At 62.5% G+C, this 21099-nt stretch carries 12 protein-coding genes; 2 read left to right on the forward strand and 10 right to left on the reverse strand.

The features are described from left to right. Nucleotides 1–33: 33 nt before the first annotated feature. The 3 genes from JET17_RS15040 to JET17_RS15050 form a co-directional block, all read right to left on the reverse strand. Entirely contained in the window at nucleotides 34–1707 is a 1674-nt protein-coding gene (locus JET17_RS15040) for an MFS transporter (protein WP_012314814.1), read from the reverse strand. Between the two features lie 205 nt (nucleotides 1708–1912). Beyond that, nucleotides 1913–2338 (reverse strand): VOC family protein, encoded by a 426-nt coding sequence (locus JET17_RS15045; protein WP_012314815.1) that lies wholly within the window; start codon nucleotides 2336–2338, stop codon nucleotides 1913–1915. 65 nt (nucleotides 2339–2403) lie between these two features. Then, complete coding sequence (locus JET17_RS15050) at nucleotides 2404–3330, reverse strand: alpha/beta fold hydrolase (RefSeq protein WP_012314816.1); 927 nt, start codon at nucleotides 3328–3330, stop codon at nucleotides 2404–2406. 184 nt (nucleotides 3331–3514) lie between these two features. On the opposite strand from JET17_RS15050, the gene JET17_RS15055 reads away from it, so the two are divergent. Continuing rightward, nucleotides 3515–8392, forward strand: coding sequence for an NEL-type E3 ubiquitin ligase domain-containing protein (locus JET17_RS15055; RefSeq protein ID WP_012314817.1), 4878 nt, complete (start codon nucleotides 3515–3517; stop codon nucleotides 8390–8392). A gap of 7 nt (nucleotides 8393–8399) precedes the next feature. Here the strand turns inward: JET17_RS15055 and JET17_RS15060 are convergent, their stop codons facing one another. After that, nucleotides 8400–10904 (reverse strand): UvrD-helicase domain-containing protein, encoded by a 2505-nt coding sequence (locus JET17_RS15060; RefSeq protein ID WP_012314818.1) that lies wholly within the window; start codon nucleotides 10902–10904, stop codon nucleotides 8400–8402. Between the two features lie 186 nt (nucleotides 10905–11090). Between JET17_RS15060 and JET17_RS15065 the strand changes: the two genes are divergently transcribed. Then, a complete protein-coding gene (locus tag JET17_RS15065) occupies nucleotides 11091–11789 on the forward strand; it encodes a pirin family protein (RefSeq protein WP_012314819.1) in 699 nt (232 codons plus the stop codon). A 39-nt stretch (nucleotides 11790–11828) separates the two neighbouring features. On the opposite strand, the gene pgm is transcribed toward JET17_RS15065, so the two are convergent. The 6 genes from pgm to JET17_RS15095 form a co-directional block, all read right to left on the reverse strand. Further along, nucleotides 11829–13466: a phosphoglucomutase (alpha-D-glucose-1,6-bisphosphate-dependent) gene (gene pgm, locus JET17_RS15070; RefSeq protein WP_012314820.1), complete on the reverse strand. Its 1638-nt coding sequence runs from the start codon at nucleotides 13464–13466 to the stop codon at nucleotides 11829–11831. Between the two features lie 86 nt (nucleotides 13467–13552). Further along, nucleotides 13553–15814 carry an ATP-dependent DNA helicase gene (locus JET17_RS15075; protein WP_012314821.1) on the reverse strand — a complete coding sequence of 754 codons (2262 nt, stop codon included), beginning with the start codon at nucleotides 15812–15814 and terminating at the stop codon, nucleotides 13553–13555. Next, on the reverse strand, nucleotides 15811–17460 hold the full coding sequence (locus tag JET17_RS15080) for a VRR-NUC domain-containing protein (RefSeq protein ID WP_012314822.1): 1650 nt from the start codon (nucleotides 17458–17460) through the stop codon (nucleotides 15811–15813). The genes JET17_RS15075 and JET17_RS15080 overlap by 4 nt, the downstream gene beginning before the upstream one ends. A 114-nt stretch (nucleotides 17461–17574) precedes the next feature. Beyond that, nucleotides 17575–18066, reverse strand: a complete 492-nt coding sequence (locus JET17_RS15085; protein WP_012314823.1) for a GNAT family N-acetyltransferase — start codon at nucleotides 18064–18066, stop codon at nucleotides 17575–17577. Between the two features lie 62 nt (nucleotides 18067–18128). After that, nucleotides 18129–19475: an aminotransferase class I/II-fold pyridoxal phosphate-dependent enzyme gene (locus JET17_RS15090; RefSeq protein WP_012314824.1), complete on the reverse strand. Its 1347-nt coding sequence runs from the start codon at nucleotides 19473–19475 to the stop codon at nucleotides 18129–18131. Next, a complete protein-coding gene (locus JET17_RS15095) occupies nucleotides 19465–20856 on the reverse strand; it encodes a hypothetical protein (RefSeq protein WP_012314825.1) in 1392 nt (463 codons plus the stop codon). Before JET17_RS15095 ends, JET17_RS15090 begins: the two co-directional genes overlap by 11 nt. Between the last annotated feature and the right edge of the window lie 243 nt (nucleotides 20857–21099).

Consider the following 21099-nt stretch of genomic DNA (forward strand, 5'->3'; position numbering starts at 1 on the left):
CCGGCGATGGGGCCTGAAATATCTACATCAGGTTCAAGTGATATCCCGGTCCTTGGTCTCTGGCAGGAAGAAGATCCCCAGCACCGCTGTCATCACCGCGATCACGATCGGGTACCACAGCCCGTAGTAGATATCACCGGTGGCCACCACCATGGCAAATGCCACGGTAGGCAGGAAGCCGCCGAACCAGCCGTTGCCGATATGGTATGGCAGCGACATCGAGGTATAGCGGATACGTGCCGGGAACAGCTCCACCAGCCATGCCGCTATCGGCCCATATACCATGGTCACGTAGATCACCAAAATGGTCAGTAGCAACAGCACCATCGGGTAGTGGATCTTCGCAGGGTCGGCCTTCTCGGGGTAACCCGCCTCCTTCAAGGCACCCGCCAGGGTTGCGGTAAAGGCGTCGCCTTGGGTCTTCAGGTCAGCCGCAGCCAGGCTGCTGCCATCGAAGCTCGGGATCACCCGCTCACCGATACGAATCTGCGCCACGCTGCCAGGCTCGGCCGTTTCGTTCTGGTACGGGATCGCCCGCTTGGCCAGCAGGCTTTTGGCAATGTCGCACGAGCTGGTGAATTTGGCCTTGCCCACCGGGTCGAACTGGAATGCGCATTGGTCAGGGTCGGCCATGACCACCACCGGGTTCTGCTCCTGGGCAACGAAGACGTCAGGATTGCCGTATTCGGTCAACGCTTTGAAGATCGGGAAGTAGGTCAAGGCGGCAATGATGCAGCCTGCCATGATGATTTTCTTGCGCCCGATGCGGTCGGACAGGCTGCCGAAGAAGATGAAGAACGGCGTACCGATCAGCAACGAGCCGGCGATCAGCAGGTTGGCCGTCTGTGGGTCGATCTTCAGCGTCTGAAGGAGGAAGAACAGCGCATAGAACTGCCCCGTGTACCACACCACGGCCTGGCCGGCAGTGCCGCCGAGCAGTGACATGATCACCACCTTGAGGTTGTCCCAACGTGCAAAGGATTCGGTCAGCGGGGCTTTCGAGGCTTTGCCTTCGGCCTTCATCTTCATGAACACCGGCGACTCATTGAGCTGCATGCGGATGTACACCGAAATCGCCAGCAGCAGGATCGACAGCAGGAACGGGATGCGCCAGCCCCAGGCTTCGAATGCTTCAGTACCCAAGGCCGTGCGGCAGGCCAGGATCACCAGCAACGACAGGAACAGGCCCAGCGTCGCAGTGGTCTGGATCCACGAGGTGAAGAAACCACGCCGGCCTTTGGGGGCATGCTCGGCCACATAAGTGGCCGCCCCACCGTACTCGCCACCCAGCGCCAGGCCCTGCAACAGGCGCAGGGCAATCAGAATGATCGGGGCTGCCACACCGATCGTTGCGTAGCTGGGCAGCAGCCCGACGATCGCGGTAGACAGGCCCATGATGACGATGGTGATCAGAAACGTGTGTTTGCGCCCGATCATGTCGCCCAGGCGGCCGAACACGATGGCACCGAACGGTCGCACCGCAAAGCCAGCGGCAAAGGCAAGCAAGGCGAAAATGAAGGATGTGGTTTCATTGACCCCGGCAAAGAAGTGCTTGGCGATGATCGCCGCCAGTGAGCCGTAGAGGTAGAAGTCGTACCATTCGAACACGGTACCCAGGGAGGACGCGAAGATGACCTTGCGCTCTTCTTTGGTGATGCCGCGTTGGGGCGCGCTACTGCCCGTGGATGCGCTGTCGAGAACCGCCATGGGTTGCCTCCGGATTGTGGTTATCGCAGGCCGGAGTACCTCACACCCATTTCACCGTCGCACCCAGGCCCCAGGGGCTTGCTTTGGTTGCGAAGCACGACGAGGCTGGCCGCCTCGGATCGCAGCAAGGTATTTCAAGCATAATCGGCTTTGCCGGGATATCCACTTTGCCAGCATCGGCGAAGTCCGGTTCCCTGAAACCCGGTCAAGGACCGCACTGCGCTGACACCGGCCCCTTGAGCTCGACCTGATTGCCATCGGGGTCGTAGCAATACAGTGACAGCCCCTCGCCCTCGGCACCATAGCGCGCTTGGGCAGGCTCCACTGCCACGCCGGCCGCTTGCAGGTAGGCGGTCAGCGCTTGTTCATCGAACGGCTCTATACGTAGGCAGAAGTGGTGAAGGTTACGCCCTTGAGCCCCGGGTGCAGCACCACCGGTGCGCCCGAGTGGGCCATCGAGAGTGACCAGATCGATCATGGCCGTACCCGTTGCCAAATGGACCATCCCCAGGTCCTCGCGCTCCCTGCTGACCGTGCAGCCCAGCAGGTCACGGTAGAAGGCCACGCTACGCTGCAGGTCGCTGACGCGCAGCACCAGGTGGTCGATGTGCTTGATGGCGAAGGGTCTCATGCCGGCGCTCCTTGAGGCGATTGCACAGAGGTCCCGGCCACCATAGCCCAGCAGCGCATCCCCCGCTACTCGTTCACCAGGCGCTGAAGCAGGCCGGCATCATGGCGGGCCAGGGTACGTAGAATCTGCTCCACCACTGTTCGGTCCGGCGCTTCCAAGTGGAAGTGATGCCCACCGGGGTGCCATGACACCCTGGCATGGCTGGGCAATGCTGCCTCGCGCTGCTCGAAGGCACCGCCCACAAATGCCCCCTGCCTGCCCAGCATCAGGTAAAGCGGGCAGCGAATTTCACTGAGAAGGTCGCACGCCTCGCGCTCAGTCAGTGGCATCGGTTCGGGCAACACCAGCCGGGGGTCATGACGCCAGCAGTAGCCATCCGCCAACTGCAGCAGATCACGCATGGCAAGCAAGCGTGCGGCGTCGTCGGCAAGTTCGGCATCGAGTCGCTTGCGCCGCTGCTGCAGGGCAGTTTCCAGATTGTCGAAGCGGCTTGCGGCGCTGTCGGCAAAGCCGTGCAACTGGCTGCGTTGCACCATGCGCTTGAGCCGATAGGCACGGGCCAGGTGCTGCACGCGATCATCCTCGGCAACCGTGAACGGCGCCCCCATGCCGTCGAGGAAGGTCATGCTGGCGATGCCACTGGTCATGGCGGCCAGCAGCGAGGCAATGCCTGTACCCATACCGTGGGCAAGCACATGAAACCGCGCCAGTCCCAGGCTGTCGACCACCGCCAGCATATCCTCGGCATGCTCCCACAGGTAGTAGCCGCTGTCGTGGCGTCGGTGATCGGAGCGGCCGTGACCGACCAGGTCGGGGGCGATCACGAAGCAACCATCGAGCAACGGCCCCAGGCGCTCGAACGAGGCAGCATTGTCCAACCAGCCGTGCAACGCCAGCACCGGTATACCGTCTTCGGCTCCCCACGTGCGTACCGCTATCTCAATACCGTCGAGGTCAAGCAGGTGATCCTTGGGACTGCATAGCGAACGCATCGCACTCTCCTTCGCTGAACACTGGCGCCATGCCTTCACCCCACCATCTCGCAGCGTGGCCTGCCCTGCTGGCCTCTTACCGACCCATGCATGCACGAGACCGACCCTTACGGGCAACTATCTACCGCACGCCCGCTTCGCCAGTGGTGTCGACTACCGCCTCCACCCATACGAGGCTCATCCCATGCAAAATGCGATTGCCCTGCACCAAGACCTGATCACCCAAGCCCTGCCCGAATGGGCCCGTACCCTGCATCCCACGCATGCCGGAGGCATCGTGCAACGCGCACGCGCGGCCTACGTGGATGAAGATGGCGCGCCCTACAGCTGGTATGCGACCGCGCAGCCAGAGCATCGTGAGCAGTTGCGCATGCTCATCGGGCGACGTGACAGCTGCGTTACCCAACTGAGCAACGCCCTTGTCGGTTTCAAGGACATCACCACGTTCTGCAGCCCTTTGCTGAGCAGCCGGCTGGGTCTGAAAGTGGCCGTGGACAAGGCCCAGTACAACTTCCAGCCTTTCGAGACGGTCATCAACTATGGACCGGGCGCCGGCAGCCCGGAAGTACCGCTGGGTGCGCCCCTGCAGGAAGAGACCTTTGTGACCCGCCCCGTAGGCCCTCGTCAGTCGCGCAGCTTGCTTGAAGCCGCCCTGCACAATTTCGAAGGCATCGAACAAGTCGGGCCTTACAGCGAGCTGACCTGCGCGCCGGGCGACGACACGCCCTTGGCCGGTTTGTCCATGGCGCAATTCGTGCGGCATTGCCGCAAACTGGACCTTGGCCAGCAATATCAGGATCACCTGCAGGCCATCTATGAAGGCCCGCGCAAGGAGGAAATCAGTCAGCTGTCGATGCGTGCCAGCCAAGAGGAACTGCGCGTGCAGGCGTACATCGCCTCGCTCAAAGGCCTGCTGAGCGCAAAAGGCCTTGCCGCGATCAACGACCTGTGCGACGGCGTACGTCAACCAGCTTACGACGGCCATCCCCTGCATAGCTGGCGTTTGCGCCTGTTCGACATCCCCTTGCACGAGATGCTGTTCATCGGTGCCGATAGGGATGATGCAATCACCCCCTGCATCGTCCACCTCCCGGGCGACAAAGAACACCCTGTGCGCGAATACCCCTCCCGCCAGGCTGCTGCCAAGTATTTCCGAGAGCGGCTGCTGCACAGCACGTTCCGCGAAACCGTGATCGGGCTCGCCTACAGACGCGATCAGCCCATGCTGGCGGGCAAGCTATGGGACGCCCTGTTCGAGATCGATGAGCAAGGCAGACAACGGCCACGCAAGTCGCCGAACTTCCACATCTTGCCATCGCAGACAAGAAGTGAGTTGTGGCCAACCCTCTACCACGCCCACCTCGCCCGCCTCAAGGCCGACGCCAGGGTCCTGGCTGTCCCAACAGCCGATGTCGACGCCGAGGCTTATCAGAAACACCTGCGGTACTGGCTGGATATGGGCATGAATGTGCTGAACATCGCCGCCTTCTTCGTGCCCGGCCTGAACGCGGTAATGACCGGCGTTTTCGCTTACCAACTGATGGATTCGGTGTTTACCGGATTTGAGGCCTGGGAAGAAGGTGACACTGCACAAGCACTGGCCCAGGTTGAATCGTTGGTAATCAATGCTGCCGCGATCGCCGGTTTTGCCGGCGGAGCCAAGGTCATAACGGCGTCAGGTTTCGTCGACGCCATGCAAGCGGTATGGCATGAAGACCGCCTGCAACTGTGGCATCCGGACATGAGCCCCTATGCCAGCCCGATTACCCTGCCAACAGAAGGCCTGCCCGATGAACTTGGGCATTACGAGCTCGAGGGCAAACGCTACCTCGTGCTGGAAGGCACGCCCTATGAGACTTTCCAGGACCCTGACCAGCAATGGCGCATCCGCCACCCCAGCGACCCAGCAGCCTACGCGCCACTGTTACACCATCAGGGTGACGGGCGCTGGCTATTGGCCCATGAACAGCCTTTGCAGTGGGACGATACGCAATTGCTGCAGCGTCTTGGCCACTCAAGCCAGGGGCTGGACAGCAGCGAGCTGGTCACGGCGATGCGCAGTACCGGTACAGACGCCAGTGTGCTGCGCCGCATGCATGCCAAAGGGCTGCGCCCTCCGGCTCTGCTGGAGGACATGCTGCTGCGCATACGCCTGGACAACCAGGTGCAGAACCTGATCCACCGAGTGCGGCAAGGCCTTTCACTGGCTGCCTACAAGAACTACGCGCTGCCGGAACTGGTGCGTTTGCCAGGTTGGCCGCAGGATCACGTGCTCAAGGTATTCATCGGCCCCGAACCTTGGGGTGATGCGGTGCGGTATAGCGCCCTCGACACCCCTGGTCAGGTGGAAATCAGCATGACCCGCTCGGATCTGGAGAATGGTCAATTGGGCCATGCAGTCGTAACGCAACTGGACGAGCGGCACGTGCGTGCCATGCTCGGCGACCTGCCTTCTGAGCTGTGGGCCTCGGCCCTGAACACCAGGCTGGGCGAACAGCTGCAAAGCCAGCGCGAGGCGATATACCACAGTATGCTGAGCAACCATGCCCAGCCTGCAAGTGACGCGACAGAGCCATTGCGCAGGCAGTTCCCCGGTGTACCACCTGGTGCCTTGGAAGAGGTCATCCAGGCGGCCAGCCATACCGAACGCGCACGCCTGGCAACTGGACGTGTGCCGTTACGGATAGCCGAAGAAGCGCGCCAGTTGCAAGCCCGCACACGGCTGGACCGCGCCATCATGGGCCTTTACCGCCCGCATTTGGCCAATAGCGACAGCCAGCAACTGACCGAAGGCCTGCTGGGCCAGCATCCTCAGGCAAGCGCTGCGCAACTGCTTGAGGTTGCGCTCGCCGACCGCGAAAACTGCGCCGCGCTGATTGGCCAGCAGCCCATCAAACCTGGCTATCGTTCACCTTTGCGCCTTGCCGCCGGCCGTATCGGCTACCCGCTCAGCGGCCGAGGTGCCGGGCGCGCAGCGCAACGCCTGGGCGCGCTCTTTCCTGAGCTCGACCACAGAGAGCTCAGCGCGCTGCAGTCAGAACTGGCACAGGCGGGCAACCTGGGAACGCAGATCAGCCGGCTGGAAGCCGAGCAACGCACCTTGCGCCAGGACCTGAACAGGTGGGTTGGCGGCGCGACTGAGCTGGACGAGCGCTTCGATCGCTCACACTTTGCCGAGCGGGTGCTGGCCGCCTGGGGCCGTGAAGGTGGCGCTGCCCGCGAGGCGCTGACGCTGGACCGCATGCAGTTGCGCAGGCTGCCAACGCTCACGGCACGCTTGCCGCATGTTCGCACCCTTACACTGGAAGGGCTCAGACTCGAGCGCCTCGAAGGAGACTTTCTGTCATGTTTTCCTGGCCTGCGCACACTGGAGGTAGCCGGCAACCCGGACATGGACGCCGAGGCCTTGTTCCAGGCACTGAAATCTGCACCTGGACTACATACGCTCAAACTGAATGGAAATGCTTTACCGGCCCTTTCGCCACTGGCTCATGAGGCCCTGTCGGCCATGCCCGGCCTGCGCAACCTCAACCTGCGCAGAAACCGCCTGCAACTGGACGCTGCCAGCCTCGCCTTGCTGGCTGGCCTACGGCTGGATGTACTCAACCTGGGCAGTAATGCCATTACCCTCGATCAAACCCTGGCCTCGGCCTTCCAGGCCATGATCCATCCCCAGCAACTCTTACTGGATTTCAATACACTGGGCCATGCCCCCGACGTCAGCTACATGGGTCGCCTGCGCACCCTGAACCTGAACAACAGCGACCTGCGGCAATGGCCCGAGGGGTTGACGCGGCTGATGAGCCAGCATCAGTACCAGCTGCGTCACCTGGACCTGTCATTCAACCGCATTCGAACCCTGCCCAATCTTGCGGACATCCTGCGCACCCCGTTCGCCCGGGATGTCGCTGCGCGAGCGCCCGAGCGGCGCTGGCACCTAAACTACAACACGCTTGAAGCGCAAACCCGTGCGCAACTGCGTGCCAGCGGCGTCCAGGTCTTTGAACACGCACCCGATATGCCTGAATGGCAGACACTGTGGCGCAGTACCGCCTCCACCCACCAGGACCAACTCTGGTCCGATCTGTTCGACCAAGGGGAAAACGGTGAATTGCTTGGGGTACTCGAACGCCTGGTACAGTCAGCCGAGGCGCAGCATGAGCCAGATAACCTGGGCCGCAGAGTCTGGGCCCTGCTGGAGAAAGCCGGGCGCGACACGGCGCTGCGCGAACGCCTTGCCGACGTGGCGCACGCGTATCCGCCAACCTGCGGTGACGCCGGTGCCGATGCCTTCAGTGCACTGGAGATCGAAGTGCTGGCACACGAGACAGCAGGCCATAGCGGTGAGCAGGCCACGACCCTGCTCACGCTATACCGCAAGCTTTATCGCCGGGACATCGTCAACGAACTGGCCGATCGCATCAGCCTGAGAAGAACATTACGCAAGCAGGCGCTGCAAGACGGTGTGTTCGATGCGGATCTGCCACAGTACGACTCACTGGATGATCCAGCCGCGTTTCCTGACGTCGACCTGGAAACCGGGCTGGTCGACGATATCGAAGTCCGCCTTGCCTTGCGTCAGTCCCTTGCAACCCGGCTGGACTTCCCTGAACCCAGCCGCGGCATGCTCTACCGGGATACAGCCAGGATCAACAGCACCATCATCGAGAAGGTACACAGCGCAGTGCTTGCCCGGGATGCCAGAGCCGACACACGGCAGGCATGGATACTTGGGCAGGCAGGCTGGGTGCAATACCTCAAGCGTCACAATGCCGAAGCATTCAGCCTGCTCACCGATTTCTGGCGAGTGGGCCATGACTACCTGTTCCATTGCCTGGACGACAGCCATGAACCCGTAGCCCGCCTGGACACCTCGGTGCTTGAAGCCCTGGGGCCTGTGCTGCCGCAGAACCCGCTGGACGAAAACGGACTGCTGCGGCGCGTGCCGCTCAATGACGGCCAGTTCGACCAAGCCATGCGCGCCTTGAACGAGGAGCAGCAAAAGGTCGAGCACGGCCTGCTGCTCAGCCTCACCCGGCAGGCCGAAAAGCTCGCTGGCTAAGCCGTGATCATTGGCCGCGCAGGTCTTCGAAGAAGGCTTGCCGGCCATCCACCTGGCTCGAAGCCCGTGGCGCCGCTGCCGCTTCACCGCTGGCCGCCTCGACATGCCAATAGCAGTGTCTGGCGGCGCGGGTGACCGCCACATAGGCCAAGCGCTGTACCTCTTCCTTCTGCGCTGTATCGAACGGTTGGGCATCACCGGCACGGCCAAGGCCGGCCTGGCGATACACCTGGTTCTTGTACGGCGAGCTGGTCAGGTACTGGCAGTCGCCGAGCATGAACACTGCATCGGCCTGCAGCCCCTTGGCGCTGTGGTAGGTCAGTTGGCGCAGACGCCTTTGATCGGGCGGCAATGCCGCTTCGCCTTGTAGCACGCAGGCCAGGTGCTCGCTCATCAAGGCTTTGTCGGCACCCTTGCGGTACAGCATCATCACCGATTCCCCACGCTGGTAATGCTCGATGAGCGTCTGGCCAAGCACCGCTTCGTCACGTTCGTACACCTTGACTGCCGACACCGGCAACTCGGCGGCGGGGCCCGCAGCTCTGGCCTTCTTGCCGGTGATGGATGGCGCTCCCTTGACCAGATGCTCGGCAGCATCGATGACCAGTTGCTGGCAACGGTAATTGTCGACCAGCATCACCCGAGTGTTGGCCGGCGACGGGAAGGTCTTGGTGAATTCCATGAAGTACTTTGGCGAACTGCCACGCCAGCCATAGATGGACTGCCAATCGTCACCCACACACAGCAGAGAAGAGTACTGGGCGGTGCGCCCCGTGTGAATGGCCGGTCCGCGGCGGCGGATTTCCGCGAGGCTGGCGCGCAGCCAGCTGACGATCTGCGGCGATACGTCCTGGAACTCGTCGATCATCAGATGCGCCAATGGCCTGAGCAAGGGGTCTGGCAGCAGTTTCAGGTTTTCCGGGTTGTTCTCACCGAACAAGGCGAACATGCGGTTGTAGCTCATCACCGGCGGCGACTGGTTGAGCAGGTGCGCCTCGAGGGCTTTCCAATACAGTGCCAGCGCCTCGAAGAACAATGCATCGCTGTCGCCGGACGGGAAACTCATCGCCGCCACCGCGCTGTTGACCTCAAGGCCCAGATTCTCGATGAAGTTGGCGGCACCGACGAAGGCATCGAGCAACGGTGCCGGGGCCAACTCGCCCTTGACCTTGTACTCGAACCCGGGGCCCGCGACCGCGTCACCTGCCAGCGAGGCGGCCAGGCGCCGGGCCATGGCATAGTTGTCCAACCAGATCAGCGGCCTGTCGCAGAACGCCTGCAGCAACGTGCGCTTGACCGCCCATTCGGCGCGCACCGCAAGCTTGGCCCCCGGGCGCTGGTACTGTGCGCTTTCCGACGGGTCGAAACCGAGCACCACCCAGGCATCCAGGCCTTCCAGACGGCCATGCACATGGAAGCGGCTGCCCCGGATGTCGACCGTTTCACGGCACGGCTCAATGCCCTTGATCGGCCACACGCCCGCCGCGAACCACAAATCCTCGATCACGTCGCACAGCTCTTCGTCGCGCTGGGCAGCCAGTTGCGTCACCTGCACGCGCTTCTGCACGTCGGGGTGGTCCGGGTCCAGCGGTTTGAGCTGCAGGGCTTCACCTCGCAGGGTCGCGATGATTTCGGCAAAGCGCGGGTTTTCCGCGAGCAGGTCGCGATAGCAAAGATTGAGCTGCTGGCGCTGGGCGTCGTTCAGGCGCAGGTCAAACGGGTTGCTCTCGGCGTCCGCCTCACGCCCCTCTGGCATATCGTTGCCCAGGGTCTCGAATGCACGCACCTGGCCAAAGCCGGGCAGGCTGCGGACCAGCGGCAGGATGCGCGAGTGGAAGGTACGTACCAGCTCGCGGGCGCGCACCGGAGGCAGGTCGAGCTGCCACAGCGAGAACACCTGCACCAGGCGCTTGATGAAGTCCTTGCGTGACTCACGGGTGAAGGTCACCACCGTCATCGCGTCCAGTTCGTAGCCCAGGTAATGGCGCAGCAGCAGGATGCGCAGCACCAGCGAAGTGGACTTGCCAGCCCCGGCCCCGGCCACCACGCAGGTAGAGGGCGTGTCACTGAATATCAGCTTCCACTGGGCGGCACTGGGCTGCGCCTCGGCGGGCAGTCTTTGAGCTACATCAGCCTTGAAGCGCTTTTTCAGCTCAGTGGTCAGCGGCAGGCGCCAGTCGTCGAACAACAGGTCATCCCGGCCAGGTACGGCAGCGCTATCAGGGCGTGAATCGCGAATCACCAGTACCTGGCGACCTGCCTCGTAACCTTCCACCCGTCCACGCTCGAAACCTTCGCGCATGCCATCAGCGTGGCCGCTGCGCTGGCCGATGGCATGGCCCAGGAACCAGGAGTCACGGTGTTGCGCCTGCAAGCGGCTCAGTCCACGGCCCAAAAGGCGTGCAGCCAGGCGGCGAAGCCAGGGCAATTGCGCGGGCGGGGTCAGTTCGGCAGGGGCCTGGGGTTGCTCGTGGGCCACGGTCACTCCGTTGAAAATCGAAACAGCGTGCATGTTCGCCGCATCGGCAAAAAATCGCCAGCGAATGCTTGCAGATCAGTGGATTAGGCGATGAATCGCACAATTCACATCGCTGCAACCAATCTAATTAAACGATGGTAATTAGCCGATATTTACGCTTATTTTCGATCTTTCTTTGAAGCATCATGAGCCCATTCCACCCACTCAAGGAGCAAGATCATGCTGCAACTGCGACCTTTCGAAGGCCTTGGCCACGCCAACCACGGCTGGCTCGATGCCCATCACCACTTCTCGTTTGCCGAATACCATGACCCGGCGCGTATGCACTGGGGCAACCTGCGAGTATGGAACGATGACCTCATCGCCGCCGGCAGCGGGTTCCCACCGCATCCACACCGCGACATGGAAATCATCACCTATGTGCGTGAAGGCGCCATCACCCACCAAGACAGCCTGGGCAACAAAGGCCGTACCGAAGCCGGCGATGTACAGGTCATGAGTGCCGGTACCGGCATCGTGCACAGCGAGTACAACCTGGAAGACGTCGATACTCGTATTTTCCAGATCTGGATCGTACCGGAGCGCGTCGGCGATGCGCCGTCGTGGGGTACCCGACCGTTCCCCAAAGGCGAGCGCGGGGAAGGCTTCGTAACGCTGGCCAGCGGCCGGGCGGGCGATGATGAAAGCCTGCAGATCCGCACCGATGCGCGCCTGGTAGCGGCAACCCTGCGGGCAGGCGAAACGGCCGAGTACCGCTTTGATACAGGGCGCCGAGGCTATCTGGTGCCGGCCAAGGGCCTGGTTGAGGTCAACGGGCTGCGGGCCAAGGGCCGCGATGGCGTGGCGATCGAGCAGGAAGACGTGCTGCGAGTGACCGCGATCGAAGACAGCGAGATCGTGCTGGTCGATGTGGCTTGAACAAGCAGGGCCGCGCTGCGGCCCTGCTTCACGGGTCAATCAGGCAATCGCGGCATCCACCAATACCTGCGCCTCTGCCACCAGGCGTTGCAGGTGCGCCTCGTCGATAAAGCTCTCGGCGTAGATCTTGTAGATGTCCTCGGTGCCGGATGGCCGTGCGGCAAACCAGCCGTTGGCGGTCATCACCTTCAGGCCACCGATGGCCTGGCCATTGCCTGGCGCGTGGCTGAGGATCTGCTCGATGGGTTCTCCGGCCAGTTCGGTCGACTTGACCTGCTCCGGCGCCAACTTGCTCAACAACGCCTTCTGCCGAGCATCGGCCTTCGCTTCCACACGGGTAGCGAACGGCTTGCCCAGCGCCGCCGTGAGGTCGGCATAGGCCTGGCTTGGATTACGGCCGGTGCGTGCAGTCATCTCGGCGGCCAGCAGCGCCGGAATCAAGCCATCCTTGTCGGTTGCCCAGACCGTGCCGTCCTTGCGCAGGAACGACGCGCCGGCGCTTTCTTCGCCGCCAAAGCCCAACGAGCCGTCGAACAGCCCCTGGGCAAAGTACTTGAAGCCCACCGGCACTTCATACAAGTCACGGCCCAGGCGCGCGGTAACACGGTCGATCAGGCCGCTGGACACCACCGTCTTGCCTACGGCAGCGTCACTGCGCCACTGCGGACGGTGACGGTACAGGTAGTCGATGGCCACAGCCAGGTAGTTGTTTGGCTGCAACAGGCCATCGGCGGTGACGATCCCGTGGCGGTCGTGGTCCGGGTCGCAGGCGAACGCCACATCGAAGCGCTCGCGCAGGCCGATCAGGCCTTGCATGGCGTACGGCGACGAAGGGTCCATGCGGATCTGACCGTCCCAGTCGACGGTCATGAAGCGGAAGGTCGGGTCGACCTCGGTGTTGACCACTTCCAGGTTCAGCTTGTAATGCTCGGCGATCGCCGACCAGTAACGCACCCCTGCCCCACCCAGCGGGTCAACGCCCAGGCGCAGGTTGGCGCTGCGGATGATGTCGAAGTCGATGACGTTTTCCAGGTCGGCAACGTAGTGGCTGACATAATCGTGGCGCTGGGTGCTCGGGGTCTGAAGGGCTTGCGCATGGTCCATGCGCTTGACGCCGGCAAGGCCTGCGGCCAGCAGTTCGTTGGCCTTGGCCTCGACCCACTTGGTCACATCGCTGTCAGCCGGGCCACCGTTGGGCGGGTTGTATTTGAAGCCACCGCTCTGCGGCGGGTTGTGCGAGGGGGTGATTACGATGCCATCGGCCAGCCCACCATCGCGGCCACGGTTGTAGCACAGGATGGCGTGGGACACCGCAGGCGTCGGGGTGTATTCATCGTCCTTGGACAGCATCACCTGCACGCCATTGGCGGCCAGCACTTCCAGGGCACTGGCGGCTGCCGGCGCGGACAACGCGTGAGTATCGGCACCGATGAACAACGGGCCGTCGATGCCCTTTTCCTGGCGGTACAGGCAGATGGCCTGGGTGATCGCCAGCACGTGGTCTTCGTTGAAACTCAGGTCGAACGAACTGCCCCGGTGGCCCGAGGTGCCGAAGGCCACGCGCTGGGCCGCTACGGCAGCGTCGGGGCGGCCGGTGTAATAAGCGGTGAGCAGGCGGGGGATATCGACCAGCACGCTGGCCGGAGCCGGCTTGCCTGCCAAAGGACTGAGCGTCATGCAGAAACCTCGAGTTCAACGGATGTTGGAGTTGGAACACGCAGTGTACTGGGAGTTGCAATGAGGTGCGAAGGCCTTGCCGAGGATTATTCGCGGGCTATCTGCCACCAGCTGGGGAACATCTGCTGCACATGCGGCTCGGCGAAGCGCTGATCGATCAACACCAGCACGCCGCGGTCCTGATCGCCGCGAATCACCCGGCCTGCAGCCTGGATCACCTTGCGTACACCGGGGTACAGGTAGACGTAGTCGAAACCAGCGCCGAACTGGCGCCCCAGGCGCTGCTTGAACTGTTCGTTCACCGGGTTGACCTGAGGTAACCCGAGGGTGGCGACGAATGCACCGATCAGCCGGGTACCCGGTAGATCGACGCCTTCGCCAAAAGCCCCGCCCAGCACGGCAAAGCCAACGCCCTGCCCGTCGGCGGCAAAGCGCGCCAGAAAGGCCTGACGCGCGGCTTCGTCCATGCCCGGCGCCTGGGCCCAGGCTGCTATCGCCGGGTGCTGCTCGGTCAGCAGCGCATGCACTTGCTGCAAGTATTCGAAACTGCTGAAGAACGCCAGGTAGTTGCCGGGTTGGCGCTGGTACTGCTCGGCGATCAGCGCAACGATCGGTGCCAGCGAGGCCCGACGCTCGTGATAACGGGTAGAGACCTGGCTGGCGATGCGCACTTCGAGCTGTTCGGCGCGAAACGGCGCCGCCACTTCAAGCCACGCTGTATCCGGTGGCATGCCGAGCAGGTCGGTGTAGAAATGCCGGGGGCTGAGCGTGGCCGAGAACAACGTCACGCTGCGCGCTGCCTGCATGCGCGGGCCGAGCAGTTTGGCGGGCGTTACGTTACGCAGGCACAAGGTGGCCAGGCGACGCTGGCGCGGGCCTTCGCGCAGGCTCACATCGAACAGGAAATGCTCATCGAACAGCTCGGCAACCCGGTTGAACTGCAGCGCCTGAAAATAGAACTGCAGGATGTGTGTATCCACTTCGACGGGCGACTCGTTCAAGCGCTCCTGGATCAGCCCGATGCATTGCTGCAGCGCACGCAGAAAGGCGTCCGGCAACTGCTCGGTGGCCAGATAAGGCGCTCGCTGCGCCTTATACAGGGCATTCCATTGGCGGTTCAGCCGGTCCAGCGCGCTGGCCAGCCCTGGCGGTTTGCGCTGGCGCAACGCCTGCAACTGCCCCTGATCGAGGCTGGCGCTGTACATGCCGCGGCCACGCTCCACCAGGTTATGAGCCTCGTCAACCAAAACCGCAACGCGCCATTGGTTGGCCTGTGTCAGGCCGAACAGCAGGGCATGAGCGTCGAAATAATAGTTGTAGTCGGCAACCAGTACATCGACCCATCGAGCCATTTCCTGCCCCAGGTAGTACGGGCAAACCTGGTGTGCCAAGGCCACATCGCGCAGGTTTGCGCGGTCCAGCAACGGCAACCGGGCTGCAGCCTCACGCGCCGCCGGCAGGCGGTCGTAGAAGCCTTGGGCCAATGGGCAGGCATCGCCATGGCAGGCTTTGTCGGGGTGCTCGCAGGCCTTGTCGCGGGCAATCAGTTCCAGGGTGCGCAGCGCGGGCTGCGGCGTGGCCCGGGTGATCTGCTGCAGGGCCTCCAGCGCAAGCGCCCGGCCTGGGGTCTTGGCGGTCAGGAAGAACACTTTGTCGAGTTGTTGCGGCACCATGGCCTTGAGCAACGGGAACAGTGTGCCGAGGGTCTTGCCGATACCGGTGCTGGCCTGGGCCATCAGGCAGCGCCCGGTGCTGACCGCCTTGTACAGGGTTTCGGCCAGTTGCCGCTGGCCTTGGCGAAACTGCGGGTAAGGAAAGCCCAGGGTCTGCAGGCCTCGGTCACGCTCGGCCAGGCGCTGTGTTTGCCCCTGGGCCCAAGCCAGAAAACACAGGCATTGGGTTTCGAAAAAAGCTTGCAGCTCGGCAGCGCTGTAATGCTCGCTGATCAGCGTCTGGCTGTCGTTGTCCACGTTCAGGTAAACCAGCGCCACCTCGATGGCGGGCAACTGTCGCGCCTGGCACAGCAGCCAGGCATAGACCTTGGCCTGCGCCCAGTGCAGTTGGCGATGGTTGCCAGGTTGGCGGGCCAAGTCACCAAGGTAGGTCTTGATCTCTTCAAGACGGTTTGCGGCGGGGTCATAACCGTCGGCGCGACCGCGCACCTGCAAGCCCTGATAAGCGCCTTCGAGTGCGACCTCCGCTTCGTACCCCGCGGACCGCCTGGCCACTACGCGGCGATGGCCCTCGATGCCCTCCTGGGCAGTGGGCGACGGTGTGAAGCGCAGGTCTAGGTCACCGACCTTGGCAGTGAACTCACACAAAGCGCGCACTGCCACGCGGTAGCTCACTCGCTCTCGCTCCAGCGCACATGACAGACAGCTACCGGCAAGCCATGCTCGGCGCAGAATTCCAGCCACCGCAACTGGTTGTCCTGCAGGCGGTCGCCCGGCCCTTTGACCTCGACCATGCGGTAACGCCCCTGCTCCGGCCAGAACTGGATCAGGTCAGGCATGCCGGTGCGGTTGTTGCGTATGTCCTGCAGCAGGCGCAGGAAACACTGTTTGAGGTGCGCGGCTGGTAGGCAGGCCAATGCCTGCACGAGCAAGGCATGGTTGAGCATCTGCCAGAACACGAACGGCGATTGTAGCCCTTGCTTGGCGGCATAGCAGTCGAGGATGGCCTGCTGATGCGAGCCGTCGTCTAGCCGGCCCAGGCAAGCATCGAACTGAGCAGCGCGCCGCAGTTGGAAGTCGCAGTCGTGCAAGTCTTGCGGTGCAGCCTGGAAGGGGTTGAAGAAAGCGCCGGGAATCGGGGCGAAGATCGCGTCCCAGCACAACAGCCCGAACAGGCTGGTGAGCAGCGTGTTCTCGACGTAGTGAACCTGCCCGCCTGCTTGCGCCAGGTGCTGCCGAACAGCCTCCTCGACACCCAGCGCGGCCTGCTCGCGAGGCAGCTCGAGCTCGATCACCTGCGCGGGTGTGACACGCCGCCGGCGCTGCGCCGGCCCGCCCAGTTTGCGCACCAGGCGCGGCAACATGCGCTCAAGCGCCTGGACTTCCAGGGCATTGGCAGGCGCTTGAGCCAGGTGCACGGCCAGGGCATGCGCCTCTTGCCAGCGCTCGCTGCGCTCCAGTACCCGCACCTGGCGGATGCGCGCTTGGGCATGGCTACTCTGGGCATACACCGTCAATGCCAGGTCCCAGTTGCCAAGGCGCTCGCACTGCTGGCCCAAGGCAAACAGCAAGCGCGCGTGACGCCGGGCCAGCCAGGGGTTTTCGCTGCGCCAGCCCGCCAATGCCTGAAGGATCGACGCAGGCGCCTCATCCGACTCCAATCGCTCGGCGCATTGGTGCAAAGCCATGGCCAGGTCAACGTCGCTGCGCTGCTGCAAGGCCCGCGAGCCGGGGCTGAATGGCACTTGCTCGAAGCGCAGCACGCCCAGGTCGGCCAGGACAAAATCAGACCAGTCCTGGTACAGGTTGCCAAAAAACAGCAGACGCATGCGGTCGCACAGCGGCTGCAGGCACCACTGTACGATGCGCACCGGAGCGCTGATAAACCATTCGGACAGCGGCCTGGGCGCCAGTTCCAAGACTTGAAGTTGCGCGAGCAGATCGGTTTTGGCCGCACGCGGTCGGCTCAAAAGGCCTGCAAAACCGCTGGCCAGTTCCTCCTTGCGAAGCAGGGCGAACAACTGTTCCAGGCTCAACTGCTCGGGTTCGCGCACCCAGCCCAGCGCCTGCAGTGGCTGCAAGGCCGCACGCGTATCGCCGATCTCGGCATATTCCAGTCGGTCACTGCGAAACAGCTCGCCCTTGCGCATCACCATGCGCACCAGCAGCGCCTGGGCTGGCTCCTCGAGCCTGGCAAAAGCATGGATGAAAGCCAGCTCCTGGGTATCGAGCAGGTCGGCATAACGGTGTTCGACCCACAGCAATACCTGGCGAAAGTTATGCAGGTAGTAGAGCGGGTCGTCGACGGAATGGGCGATCACAGGGAGGGGTCGGGGGTAGCAGGAACGGACACTGTTTATACATACAGATAACGCCTGCTGGCAAGCCCCGTGGGTCAGGCTGGCAAACAACCGACCAATGGCGCTTCAGCCACGTCAGAGCGCCATGACCATCTCATGCCAGGCCATGCCGCCGTGGTCCGAGGGCGACGGTTTCACATACTGGTAACCCATCTTGCGGTACAGCTCGACATGTTGCTGCTTGCACATCAGGTGGATGGTGCGTTTCTCTAGCGCAGTCATCCGCTGCACGAAGGTATTCATCAACAGCTTCGCGTAGCCCTTGCCCTGAAAAGCCGGGTCCACCACAACGGACATGATCACTACATTGGCGGCCGCCGGATCATGGCCTACCAGCTCCTTGAAGGCCTCATCGGACATCACCACGTCGTGGGCACAGCCACTGTTGATGAAACCCACGACCTCGCCATCGACCTCAAGCAGGAGGAAACCCTCCGGGTACTGCGCGATGCGGGTGCGGATCTTTTCAAGGGTCGCGGCTTCATCCCCTTCGTACGCGCCGATTTCAATCTCGTAGCAGCGTTCGGCATCCTGGAGAACAGGTCGGCGAAAATGTGGGGTGCCCATGCAGATGCTCCTGAATATGAATGAACAGGGCGCCATGATACGTGACATGCCAGGGCAGGCGATCAGCTTTTGCTGTCAGCCTGCCGCCCGCGACGCGGCGCCAGCACCTGTTTCAACCGGTAGAGCGCCTCGCTTAGCGCTTCTGGCTGGTCGCCTGCCCAAGTAAGCGCCAGGTACTGCTGATAACGCCCCTGCAAGCTGAACCGCGCACCCGCCAGTACTTGCAAGACCGGACCAGACAAAGCTGGCGCAACTCGATCCAAGGCGATTGGCTCAAGCATGCGCACCCACAGGACATAGCCCCCGTCAGGCATGTCAAAGGCCAACTGCCCGCCAAGGCAAACATTGAGTTGATGGCATAAATGCTCCATATGCTTGCGCAGCTCCAGCCGGCGTCGGCGCAATAGCCCGTCGACCTCGCCATTGCTGAGCATCTGCGCCAAGGCCTGCTGACGCATAGGAGGTAGCTGGAAGGCTCGTCGGGAAAACCTTTCGGCAAAGGTGCCATGCAGGCCCAGTACATACGCGTAGGGAGCCTCGGCACCGACCAACGCTTGCAGCGACCCCAGCACCAACAGCCACCGTTGGTCGACCCAGTCACGCAAACGTGCCCCTGGAGGGGTGTCGAAACAGTGCTCGCTGTCCAGATCGTTTTCCAGCAGCCAGACAGGATGCGAGGCCAGCAAGTGGGCAATCTGCCGCTGGTCCTGTTGCGACATCAACCGCCCCGTGGGCATGCCAAGGCATGACGGTATGACCATCATGCGCACCGACTCACGCCCCAGCAGGCGAGCAAGGCTGCCGAGGTCAGGGCTGCCATGGTTGTCGACGGGCATCTCCAGCACATGCAAGCCAAAACGCTGCAAAACCCTCAGCAAACGCCAGCAGCACGGCGATGCGACCAGGACCGTGCTGCCATGCAACGCCAATGCTTCCAGCAGCGTTTCCAGCACAGCCTGCATGTCGGGCCCCAGGTGCACATCTTCAGCACGCCAGGATTGCCGGGACGATCGGGTGTAACGTTCGGCCAATACATGCCGCAGGCGAACTTCTCCCGAGCTCTGGGCACCGGACGATGAACATGCTCGCTGTCGCGCCAGCCGTCGTTCGTGAGCGAACAAAACACGTTCCATCGCCGGATGCGCCAGCACAGCCTGATCCGACTCTGCAGTGGCCGTTACGCCCTTGATGACTCCGGTCGGCACAAAGTATCCGGACTTAGGTACCGACAGTACCCGCCCTTCATGTTCCAACAATCCGTAGGCCGTTTGCACAGTGGCCAATGAAACGCGCAGGTGCCTGGACAGGGCGCGCAGTGAGGGCAAACGGCGCTGACCTCCCCGCGCGGCCTCATCGATAAGCGCTTGCAGATATCGATACACCGTCTGGTAGGCGAATTCACGCCCCATCAGGTAAGCCCTCACAGGCAGTCAAACCAGCTGCGGGCCGGTTGGCCACCAGCCCCAGATGCACATCACGCCGTGCCAGGTTTGCCAGCAAGGGCAAGGCGCTGTCATGCAAACGCCCTTCATAAATAGCTCGCAATTGGCCGAGGGACAAACCACTGGTGTTTACCAACCAATCCTTGACGGGATCGGGGCAGGGTTTGCCCTGCATGGCGCGATGCAGATAAGGCAGTGCCACCAGCATATCGGCGTGGCAGCATTGCAGAAAGCGCTCCAACCCGCGCCCCTTGTTGGCGAACGGGCTGTGGAGCATGCAAACGAGCTGGGTTCGCTCAAGTCCATAGGCCTTGGCAAAACGGCTGTGCTGCGATGCCTGTGGCGTGGCTGGCGACCTTTCACCATGCAGACGCTGCGCCAAGCCTGCCTCCACAGGAACATTGCAGCGCGACCGCAACTCATGCAGCTGGGCCAAGGCCAGCGGGTCGAGAAAACTTGCCAGTGGCATGGCCTTCTGCACAGGCTCGAAGTGGCACTCCATCATCAAGTCCAGCTCACCTTCACTCAGTAGCTGGGGCAACAGTTCGTCGATGGTAATCAGCCTGATCAGGCGGTCCGAGTAGCACTCGGTGCCAGGCGTTTCGGGCTCGCCAAGTGAAGTGCCGGCGGTGTTGTGCAACTGACTCAACCGCTTGGCAAGCGTCGCCATGCACTGATGCAGGTTTGCTCCCCCCCCGCCACCCGCCTGGCGCAGGCCCCTGCGGGCCCACGCCAGGTAACGCAGCCGCTGTCGCGCAGGTATGGCGGTAACCATTGCATCGACTGCCGGTTGGCCGTCGAGCGCCAGACACAGGGCTGCGCCCAGTTCCAGGTGCGTGCGACTGCCCAAAAGTGCTTCGGGCCGCGTATCGACAAGATGGCCAAACACAAGCAAGGCATCGCGCGCCAGCGCCCAGGGTTCGGCCGCCAGGTAGGGCCGGCGGGTGAACGACACCACCTGCCCGGCTTCGAGCATCTGCAACTGGACCCTGGGATCGTCATGCAGAAACAAGGCACTGAAAACACGCTCATGCTGCTCAAGAAGCGCGCTGCTGGCTGCGGGTAGGCACACCGCCACCACCTGCAACTGAAAGGTGACAGGTGCGCGCTGGGCAATGCTCAACTGGGCCGCACGCAAGACCGCCAGCAGCCGGGCGCTATGGCAGTCTGCGCCTAGCAGCACGAGCAACCTGAACGTACCGATATATTCCGGGCCACCTGCGGCTACCAGCAAACGCTGAACCAACAACTGCAAAGAGGCGCGCTGGACCTGAGACATATGGCCCAACACGCGGTCCAGCACCTGTTGGTAGATATGATGCATAGCTTGGTCGTGGATATTGCTCACATGCCACCTCACTACTTCATTCTTTCCACCGCCAACGATGCACTTTTGCATGAATGAATAGGCGGCGAATCAAATCTGAAGAATCTTCCTACAAATCTTTATGAGAAACTGAAGTGACGAATTACTGTCGCCATGCCATTGAGCAAAATGAACCCCTGCGTGAGCCCTCCGCCGCGCCAAAACACCAAAAACCAGGGTTGTTCTTCTCCATTACACGCTCCTTGCGTAAAGCATCATTACGCC

It is taken from the genome of Pseudomonas putida (genome assembly GCF_016406145.1).
In the GTDB taxonomy this organism is placed as follows: Bacteria; Pseudomonadota; Gammaproteobacteria; order Pseudomonadales; family Pseudomonadaceae; genus Aquipseudomonas; species Aquipseudomonas putida_E.

What these genes read in the sequence shown, in the direction of transcription:
- JET17_RS15040 (WP_012314814.1), bottom strand. Translation starts at nt 1,707, where the DNA reads ATGGCGGTTCTCGACAGCGCATCCACGGGCAGTAGCGCGCCCCAACGC.
- JET17_RS15045 (WP_012314815.1), bottom strand. Translation starts at nt 2,338, where the DNA reads ATGAGACCCTTCGCCATCAAGCACATCGACCACCTGGTGCTGCGCGTC.
- JET17_RS15050 (WP_012314816.1), bottom strand. Translation starts at nt 3,330, where the DNA reads ATGCGTTCGCTATGCAGTCCCAAGGATCACCTGCTTGACCTCGACGGT.
- JET17_RS15055 (WP_012314817.1), top strand. Translation starts at nt 3,515, where the DNA reads ATGCAAAATGCGATTGCCCTGCACCAAGACCTGATCACCCAAGCCCTG.
- JET17_RS15060 (WP_012314818.1), bottom strand. Translation starts at nt 10,904, where the DNA reads ATGCACGCTGTTTCGATTTTCAACGGAGTGACCGTGGCCCACGAGCAA.
- JET17_RS15065 (WP_012314819.1), top strand. Translation starts at nt 11,091, where the DNA reads ATGCTGCAACTGCGACCTTTCGAAGGCCTTGGCCACGCCAACCACGGC.
- pgm (WP_012314820.1), bottom strand. Translation starts at nt 13,466, where the DNA reads ATGACGCTCAGTCCTTTGGCAGGCAAGCCGGCTCCGGCCAGCGTGCTG.
- JET17_RS15085 (WP_012314823.1), bottom strand. Translation starts at nt 18,066, where the DNA reads ATGGGCACCCCACATTTTCGCCGACCTGTTCTCCAGGATGCCGAACGC.
- JET17_RS15090 (WP_012314824.1), bottom strand. Translation starts at nt 19,475, where the DNA reads ATGGGGCGTGAATTCGCCTACCAGACGGTGTATCGATATCTGCAAGCG.